The sequence below is a fragment of the Yersinia sp. 1252 StPb PI genome, assembly GCF_048593885.1.
Classification (GTDB): Bacteria; Pseudomonadota; Gammaproteobacteria; order Enterobacterales; family Enterobacteriaceae; genus Yersinia; species Yersinia enterocolitica_E.
On the sequence record NZ_JAZGQE010000218.1, the window covers coordinates 1 to 6900 of the forward strand.

Here is a 6900-nt window from a genome sequence, read left to right on the forward strand (position 1 = left end):
ACTGTATTTAACGACCGCCAAACTTAATATTAAATAAAGGGGCACTATGCATTCACTATTACAATGGCAACGGGTCTTGAATAAACTGTTTATTAGATATTATGGAATAGACATCAATGATACTGCATTTTCTGAAATAGATTATGCAAGGCATTACTGGGATGATTGTATCCGCCCTTATCAGGCAGTCAACGAGTGGGCTTCTAAGTATGATCTGCGCAGACTTGATTCAAGTGATAGCCCTTTGAATAAAAAAGATGAATCTTCTATTAAATAAAGCTATGAGGTTAAAGTGAATAAAATTCATCAGGAAGGATATTCTCTTCCGGTTAAACAAGCACTGATTGATTTATTGTTCAAAGAAATGGGTACACCACCACCCATGAAGTCAAAGTTATTGGCGGTATCGTTTGTCTTTCGGGATATTCACTACAGCCCTGATAACGGCGGCTATCATCCGGTAGAAATCAGGCTTACCTATGATAATGACCAGTTCTATTTTGATTACATCACAGATCTCGCTTATATGGGACATGTGTACCCTGAGCTGGAAAAGGAAATAGATTTCAGTTGGTCACAACATTACGCCTTCTATGCAGGCGTTGGTGATTTGACCCATCGAGACGGCTGCGAACTATTCGCGCTGTGGCAATCCAACTTTATCAACTATTGGCAGATGGGCGTGTATACCCCGCAAATTCTTTGGGAAAGCTAAGTTAATCAGGCTGGTCAACCATCTAATTAAATAATCATTTTCATGCGGGAGAAATCTATTGTGACTAAGGATAGAGGGATCAGTGCGTCCAAACAGGGCGATCTGGACTGTCTTTGTGGGGCTTACGGCCTGGTCAACGTGATGAGTTATCTGTTTGACGGCAGGGTAAAGAGAAGACCGTTGATGCGTGCTTTATTAAGTGAATACGGTGCTGAATGGGTGCTCAACGATTGGCTGAACTACGGCATCGATGAAGACCGTATGGATTACCTCGTAGACCGGATATTACAGAACGGCTACTACTACAAACATTTCCCCACCAAAATCACCCAGCCCTTCAAAGAAACCAGCCGCCTGACGTCAAAGCAAATCCTCGATGGCATGGCCCAATACCTTAATCACTCCGATTTCTCCCGCGTTATCCTGATTAGCGACCAATATCACTGGTCGGTGGTCACCCGCATTGACCACCAGTACCTCTACTTCTTTGATAGCAACGGTCGAAAGAGATCGCTTAGAACGGCCTATTCCTTACGGGAAGGTGCCAGCAGTTACCAACTTTATCCCGGTGCCATTTACTTTGTTGAAAGGGAGTTTTGACATGCTGAACCTGACACTTTCTTGCCACGAAGACCTGATACTGCAACAGGCACAGTCCATCATCGAAAACCGCTACATACGTGGCGATAAGATGTTTTCGACCGAGGCGGTACGTGAGTACCTGAAGTTTAAGCTGGCACCGCTTGAGCATGAAATTTTCTCGGTCTTACTGCTGGATAACCAACATCGCGTCTTAGCCTATGAGGAGCTGTTCCGGGGCACGCTTAACGCGGTCAGCATCTACCCCCGCGAAATTGTGAAACTCAGTCTGCGGTACAACGCTGGTGCAATAATTCTGGTCCACAACCATCCCAGCGGCGAACCTGAACCAAGCCAAGCAGACAAAGACATCACCAACAAGCTGAAATCGGTGTTAGAGCTGTTGGATATTCAAGTTCTTGACCACCTCATTGTTGCCGGTACAAAGGTGGTCTCTCTGGCTGAGCGTGGACTGGTTTGACGCTCAGGTTACTTGGTTTAATGTGCATTAAAGCGGGTTGAACAATGTCGAAACTTAAGCTGGCGGTATCACCACAAACAACCACGGTGTTTGACGCCTACATCAATAGTCTTGCTGTGTCGGGGCGCGGCGGTATCACCAGCTTGCTGAATCACTGCGCCCGCATACTCAACAAACGTTCTACAGCACAGACGTATCCGTGGGACCTGTTAGACTTTGGGAAAGTAGCAAAAATACGCATGACCATGCTGGATGAAGGATATGCCGTTTCTACCGTGAATATGGCGTTATCCGCACTACGGGCGATTGCCAAAACCGCTTTTAATTTTGACCAGATGAATGTGGACGTGCTGTTACGCATCAACGCAGTCAAGCGCGTGAAAGGCGACCCAACTCGAAATGGAAGGGCGCTAACTCGGCAGGAAATCCGCCAGTTGCTGAAAGCCGCCAAAAGTCATCACGAGCCCGCTCGCCGTTGCAGGGATGCAGCCATATTGCTTACCTTGTGTGGGGCTGGCTTGCGAGTTGGGGAGTTGGTCAAACTTCAACAGGATGATTATGTGGACGGTGTTTTAGTGGTCAGGCAGGGAAAAGGGCGTAAGTATCGCGAAATTCACGTGGCACCGGCTGTAGATAAAGCTTTGACCGCGTGGTTGGCAATGAGTGGGGAAGGGGATGCGCTGTTTACCAAGATCTATCGTTCCGGTTTACCAGCGTCTGCAGCACTGACAACCGCTGGGGTGACGGCAATCCTTGAGCAATTGCGTATCACCGCCAGCGTAGCTGAGTTCACGCCCCACGACCTGCGCAGGACGTTCATTACTCAACTATTAGAGCAGGGTGCTGACATCAACACGGTACGCCAGTTAGCCGGTCACAGTGACATATCCACGACGGTGAGATACGACCATCGTGGCGTCGAGGCAAAGGTTATGGCTTCGCAGCGGTTACGCTGTTGGTAGCGCCGTCGATTCTTGTTATTTTGTTAACGACTTTCCTGGAGGATATTAATCTTTCAATGTCCCCTTCCTGCCATACTGTATCACTTGGATTGCCAGGTCTACCGCGTTTATGTTTGGTCATGTGGGCCACGATTTCCTCAGCCATTTTCTCTTCACGAAACTTAAGCTCATAAAACTCATTGTAAAGATCATATAGCCTTTTGGCTTCGGGCTTCTTCGGCTCAAGCAATGCATCAAAAAAGTATATGTTAATCAGCTCATCCAGTACCTTGCTGTATACGCGTCCTGTTCCCCGTTTCATTGAGTCAATCGTATCATGACCGAAAATCTTACAGATGGCTTTCAGCCGAGTTTTAGTTACGCCACTCATGTTGATTTCTATAGCAGGACCCAATTCCTCTCTTAGTTTTTCTCTACTGAGTTTCTTTTTTTTCTTGTTCATCTGATTTGACGTAGCAGCCATTGTTGAGTCTCTCTGACGATTTTTATTATGACGGTCATAATAAGCATGAATTTTATGACCGTCATAATTTTGTTTTTCCTCTCGGTAAATGTCTTGATTTATCTCTATGAAATTAATGGGTTTTTTAGGGTTGTAAATAAGGGGCTCCTTAAACAGCTCTAAGGGGCAAAAGCATGAATCAAGAACGAATTCTACGCAAAAAAGAAGTCCTTCATCTAACCGGCATCTCAAACGCGACGGCTTACAGGCTCATAGCTAAAGGTGATTTTCCGGCTGCAAAAAAGCTAACGGGCGGAAGGGCTGTGGGCTGGTTAGAAAGTGACATTACAAAATGGGTTAACAGCCGTAAACCGGCAGGGGAATAAGATGAAAAATATGAAACGCAAGTTCTCTATGACTGAACAACCGGCACCATCATGGTTGGAGATAATGAATCAAAAAATTGGAGTATCTATGCCCGATATGTCATCAGTTTCAAAGGAAAACGCACGGCGGGTTAGTGCATTGAACAATGTATCAACTCTCATCTTATCGAAGCTGATTAAGTCAGAAAGTTTTGAAGCGGCAGATCTGTATAACAGCTATGGGGGGCTGGCTTCAAAACTGGATCAATGCCGTGATCACCCATGCGGGAGTATGGCATGTGCCCAGTGCGCGGCAGCTGCTCAGCTATTCTTTATGGCACACCACTTTTCCAAGCACTGCTACTCCGAGCATCATATCGTTGTTACGTTAGATTTTAACAGTGAGAGTCTTTCGAATACGTTGTTGCGTGATCGCCCATATCTTTTGGCAAAACTATTGGTTGAACATGGGCAGAAGCTCGCTCGCCATCTCAAACTAAAGGGGGTGGTCGGTGAGATCGTAGGGTCGTGGACTATGGAATATCGTACCTTCGCGCAGCGTCCATCGGCAAACCATTGGGCTCCGCAGCTTCGTCTGCTGGTGCCTGATGATAAAAAAATACTAGGTATATTGCAGATGTATATGCAGCGCAAGGGTCATCACCACATCAATGAGATGCTTATTAGTACGCCTATGCGCACAGCGGTGTCAGAAGATCAGACGGCGGCGAGCAACTCAGTGTTTTATCCCAATTGGAGTGAAGTCCCCTGTTTTGTTGACTCTAACTTGCAACTAATCAAAGGGGTGCCATGTCCGTTGAATCAAGGTTCCTTACCCAAAGCGTTACTTGCTCTGGATATTTTTGATCGGGAGACATGGATGTTTGAATACATTCAGCCCGTCATGAATTATTACCTGAACTACTAATAGGTAAGCCTTTAGATTTTGGGCGATCCGAATGCCAACCTCGCGTTTGTTTCGACTTCGTAACGTGGAGGTTGGCAGTAAATACATTCATCGGTTTTTGCTCTAGCTGATGCCGGATGTGCACTAATTTCTTTAGTGCACTTTTGCTATTTAGCAAGTGCAACGGTAATGCCAAATTCTGAGGGAACTGATGCAGTTTTAAAAGTTAACTGTTCCAAAAAACACGTAACTTTATGTTATGTCTAGGCTCTTCAGAACACATCTACGTGCATGATCCTTGCCAACGGTAGGCGAGTTAGAGCGTTCCCGGCTATTTCACACGTGTTTGTGAAAGAAATTTCTACACACAATGGGGGGAGCGAGCAGCGAGCACCATTGCCATTGAAGCACATTGGGATTATCACCGTGCCGAAAAACAATTGGCGAATGAGCGTAGCGAGTGAGTGAAGGCGTAAGCCTGATAGGGGAAAAATTTGCGACCGGAGCGGAGCAAATTATGGGCGCAGCCCATCCACGCAACTGGGGTTTTGACCTACCCGTTGCCCAACGTTGAATCAGGTGTGATGCTGCCTATGAGGCACAGAACTACGTCACGTGATCTTCGTTCTATCTTGTGGTTTAGCATGGCACACCTTGCCTCGCCTGGTGTGAAAATTCCTGCCTGGGTGGTTCATTCCACATTGTTATGGCAGCCATAGAAAAGGAATATGCTATGAAGATCCCGAAGTGGGTCTATGACCGGATTACTGAAATAACGAAAACTGTAGTCGGGTACAGTCAGTGGTCAATTAATCAGCGGAGCGTGTTACGACGGTTTCTAGTCGATATTTGGTTGGGGGAAGCCGACGATGATAGTTGGGTTGTATGCACTGTGAGAGATATCAGGGAATACTACGCAAGCCTCCTGAAGAATTGCGAAATCGATTACCAGGGCAATGTTACCGAATCAAACCTGTTAGATTTCCTGCCTAAACTTCCTGATGTGTCGTTTCTCAGAGGGCGGGCACATAAAAATGCGGATAAGCGTAGCTCTAACACTTGGCGTTTTTCCCCTGAAAGGCCAGCCTCATCTTTGGGTTCGCTTGAGCTGGTTGATGCGGAGACAGGTGAGACGATCACCTTGAGAGAGCTTCTCAAAAGTAACGGTAAAGCACCTAAGCACGATATTGGACTGGAAAAGCGGCAGGGCGAGCTAAGGCAGAGTGAGAAGCAATTTTTGGGCATGGTCGCTCGCGGTCGGATGCACGTAAGCTTCGTGAAGGCCTTGCGGCAGCCATTGCCCGAACAACATTACAGGGCGGGGATACGCAGTCTTAACCATCTCTACAACGCGAAAATCAAGGGAAAGTATGCCACTTACGATCATAACTACCGGTTGACGTTTGGAGGGCGGTACTACGATCGGGCATTCCAGAATCTGCCTAATGTTCTCAAAGCCAAATTCAGAAGCGGGTGGAAGAATTATGATATTGAGGGGTGCAGTCTGGCTTGCCTAAACCGCTTGTTCGCTCGGCATAACATTGATTATCGAATCTACTCGACCATCTACGCAGACATAATGGAACGCACAGGATTACTACGTAAGCAGTGCAAACAAATGGTTCACACCACTATCTATCGCGTGGGGCGGGTAACCGTCGGTACTAACGATGGCCTTGGCATGGCAATTTGTGGATGGCTTGGTGGTGATGAAAAAAAGACGAGGAAAATGTTGCGTTGGTGGCGGCGGTTCGTGAGCCCATTTAAGGAAGCACTTGAAGATTTGCTAGAGCACATCCAACAAGAACATCGGCTGAATTGCTCATCACCGCGAAACTACCACCGGTACGTGAATGATGTCGGGCTTATCTTGGATTTGAACGATGAAAAATTTGAAAGAGAGAGGGAGCATCACCAGCGGTATGCCCGTGATAAAAGTTTGTTGGCATTTATGACTACGGGTGTCGAGCAGGCGTATATCAGGGAATTGGTGCGCTTGAATCCTGGTCGGGTTTGCATGTTAGATCATGACGGTGTTGTAGCGTTGGGTGAGCTAGTTTTACCTGATTGGCCAGGTTTCAACCTCACAATAAAAGATTAGCCAGCCCTCTTCTGTGCACAAATAGGTTGCGTGGTCTTTTTCTCAGGAGCGGCAGTACTACCCAACCAACAAACTGGTAGTGAGCGCCATAATGTAAGCTGCCGCCATATTTCGCCTTCCAGTTGTAATAGCTGGCTTCGGAAATAGCGGCCTCGGGGCACACATCTTTGACGGTCCTGCCCGCTTCGACTGATTTTAGTACGGCAATGATCTGGTGCTCGGTGAATCGGATCTTACGCATAGCGATCTCTTCAGGTGACATCATCAGTATGTTGATCTTCACCCTGAAAACAGTGCCAGCCTAAACTGAAGTATCCGGTCTTTCTTTCATCTCACTGAGAGGCATAT

General features: G+C 46.8%; 9 protein-coding genes and 1 pseudogene. 8 read left to right on the top strand and 2 right to left on the bottom strand.

The features are described from left to right. Positions 1–46 precede the first annotated feature (46 nt). From V2A85_RS20910 to V2A85_RS20930, 5 genes are read left to right on the top strand one after another with little or no spacing between them, the layout of a single operon-like run. Positions 47–277, top strand: coding sequence for a TA system toxin CbtA family protein (locus V2A85_RS20910; RefSeq protein ID WP_057532320.1), 231 nt, complete (start codon positions 47–49; stop codon positions 275–277). A 15-nt stretch (positions 278–292) separates the two neighbouring features. Further along, a complete protein-coding gene (locus V2A85_RS20915) occupies positions 293–715 on the top strand; it encodes a DUF2787 family protein (RefSeq protein ID WP_057532321.1) in 423 nt (140 codons plus the stop codon). Between the two features lie 60 nt (positions 716–775). Next, positions 776–1315 (top strand): hypothetical protein, encoded by a 540-nt coding sequence (locus V2A85_RS20920; RefSeq protein ID WP_057532333.1) that lies wholly within the window; start codon positions 776–778, stop codon positions 1313–1315. A 1-nt stretch (position 1316) separates the two neighbouring features. After that, positions 1317–1775: a RadC family protein gene (gene radC / locus V2A85_RS20925; RefSeq protein ID WP_057532322.1), complete on the top strand. Its 459-nt coding sequence runs from the start codon at positions 1317–1319 to the stop codon at positions 1773–1775. A gap of 44 nt (positions 1776–1819) precedes the next feature. Then, positions 1820–2737, top strand: a complete 918-nt coding sequence (locus V2A85_RS20930) for a tyrosine-type recombinase/integrase (RefSeq protein WP_057532323.1) — start codon at positions 1820–1822, stop codon at positions 2735–2737. Here V2A85_RS20930 and V2A85_RS20935 read toward each other — a convergent pair. Further along, a complete protein-coding gene (locus V2A85_RS20935) occupies positions 2706–3200 on the bottom strand; it encodes a hypothetical protein (protein ID WP_420072259.1) in 495 nt (164 codons plus the stop codon). The two genes, V2A85_RS20930 and V2A85_RS20935, sit on opposite strands and share 32 nt — an antisense overlap. 173 nt (positions 3201–3373) lie before the next feature. On the opposite strand from V2A85_RS20935, the gene V2A85_RS20940 reads away from it, so the two are divergent. From V2A85_RS20940 to V2A85_RS20950, 3 genes are all read left to right on the top strand, one after another. Further along, positions 3374–3565 carry a helix-turn-helix transcriptional regulator gene (locus V2A85_RS20940; protein WP_057532325.1) on the top strand — a complete coding sequence of 64 codons (192 nt, stop codon included), beginning with the start codon at positions 3374–3376 and terminating at the stop codon, positions 3563–3565. A 1-nt stretch (position 3566) separates the two neighbouring features. Further along, entirely contained in the window at positions 3567–4472 is a 906-nt protein-coding gene (locus V2A85_RS20945) for a hypothetical protein (protein WP_420072260.1), read from the top strand. Between the two features lie 712 nt (positions 4473–5184). Beyond that, positions 5185–6552, top strand: a complete 1368-nt coding sequence (locus tag V2A85_RS20950; RefSeq protein WP_057532327.1) for a hypothetical protein — start codon at positions 5185–5187, stop codon at positions 6550–6552. Between the two features lie 100 nt (positions 6553–6652). Here V2A85_RS20950 and V2A85_RS20955 read toward each other — a convergent pair. Further along, a pseudogene (locus V2A85_RS20955) lies at positions 6653–6793 on the bottom strand (transposase); the annotation flags it as partial. Positions 6794–6900: the final 107 nt, after the last annotated feature.

What these genes read in the sequence shown, in the direction of transcription:
- V2A85_RS20950 (WP_057532327.1), top strand. Translation starts at nt 5,185, where the DNA reads ATGAAGATCCCGAAGTGGGTCTATGACCGGATTACTGAAATAACGAAA.
- V2A85_RS20910 (WP_057532320.1), top strand. Translation starts at nt 47, where the DNA reads ATGCATTCACTATTACAATGGCAACGGGTCTTGAATAAACTGTTTATT.
- radC (WP_057532322.1), top strand. Translation starts at nt 1,317, where the DNA reads ATGCTGAACCTGACACTTTCTTGCCACGAAGACCTGATACTGCAACAG.
- V2A85_RS20935 (WP_420072259.1), bottom strand. Translation starts at nt 3,200, where the DNA reads ATGGCTGCTACGTCAAATCAGATGAACAAGAAAAAAAAGAAACTCAGT.
- V2A85_RS20945 (WP_420072260.1), top strand. Translation starts at nt 3,567, where the DNA reads ATGAAAAATATGAAACGCAAGTTCTCTATGACTGAACAACCGGCACCA.
- V2A85_RS20930 (WP_057532323.1), top strand. Translation starts at nt 1,820, where the DNA reads ATGTCGAAACTTAAGCTGGCGGTATCACCACAAACAACCACGGTGTTT.
- V2A85_RS20940 (WP_057532325.1), top strand. Translation starts at nt 3,374, where the DNA reads ATGAATCAAGAACGAATTCTACGCAAAAAAGAAGTCCTTCATCTAACC.